Consider the following 1,332-nt stretch of genomic DNA (forward strand, 5'->3'; position numbering starts at 1 on the left):
GTAAAGGAGAATCGAAAATGGTCGGATCTATTGATTCAGGATGGATACGCACTCGGTCTTGTTCTAATGCAGTCTTGCGGTCTATGAGAAATCCTTGAAAAGATTTGCAGGTTCCTGATACGGGACATCCATCGCAAATAACAGATGAGTTATCTACATTGACCTCCTGTTGTCGCAAACCCTCAAATACCTCGCTAGCAATGCAATTAGGCTGAATATCCGGCTTTTCTCCCTTTTTGGCTCGTCGTAGGTAATATCTACCATCAGCAGTTTTTTGAGAGGTATCCCACTTCAGACCACCGTGTCTTGCCGTAGCTGGAGACCAATCAACCAGACTTGATACTGTGGGATTTTGCACCCCATTAGTGACATAAAGAATTTTATTTACACTAAGCTCATCAGGCATAAAAGTTCCCGCTGTGTGGGTTTTTCCACTACCTGGAGGTGTTTTTACAATTATGTTCTTATAACCACTTTTATAAGCATCTAGTATCTCTTTCTTAATTTCTTTTACATTTATTGTCTTTCTTGTTACTGTATGTGATGGATTAGATACCACATATTTTTCTTTACCAAATCCTTTAGCTATTTTACACAGACTTCTGCCTGCTTTTTTCAATAAAGCAAATAGGTCTTGAGATTCCTCAACCCGGTTATCTTCCAGATCCTTAGCCCTAATTTCTTCCCCAAGCTTAGCTAACTTCCCATTTTTAAACCGGTTCCAATCGGAAAATGGTATGCCCATTTCTGTTAGGTAGGCTTTAGCAATCTCAACCCATTCTTTACCCGTCGGGTTTTCCTTACCGTAACGCAATTTAGAAAAAAACCGGAAGTGGTCTAAAAGTCTATTGTCAGTGTCTATAGGACAAGCCCAACCTAACTTACCACCAATATTTCCAAACCAACCAGCAGTTCCCGATTGTGATTGATGAAAAGGGCAGTCGCTTTTAGCCCTTTTGCCAAACCACTTTACTTTCAGGGGATGTAATTTTTCAAAGTCCTCAATGGTGGCTTGTTCCGCAGTTTTATTAACCAGTTCAATTAAATTATTCTCCTCTTCCCAGACTAACTGTTTTCTGGCTGCCAGTTGCTTCTGCCTCTCCATCCTGCTCACCACAGTTGGTAGTGATTCCTCTGGCATGGATAAAATCCCATTCTTCTGAGATTTTTCCGCTAGTCTCCAATCATTCCACCGCTCATCAGATAAACCATGGGGAAAAAAGGGTTGTAAGATATCTTCAATCTCTTTAATAGAATAGCGTCTATCCCCCGTACTCACCAGGGATTGATATTTGCCCTTATCCGGTCGGAAGAAACCCGGTAACCGCATTT

The 1,332-nt window shown here is 41.2% G+C and carries 1 protein-coding gene; it reads right to left on the minus strand.

Annotation, left to right across the window (positions count from 1 at the left end; genetic code table 11):
- Positions 1 to 1,332 (minus strand): DEAD/DEAH box helicase family protein (locus ASL19_RS17910; protein WP_161808604.1); only part of this gene is annotated, 1,332 nt, incomplete at both ends.

It is taken from the genome of Cylindrospermopsis sp. CR12 (assembly GCF_001432185.1).
Taxonomy (GTDB): Bacteria; Cyanobacteriota; Cyanobacteriia; order Cyanobacteriales; family Nostocaceae; genus Raphidiopsis; species Raphidiopsis raciborskii.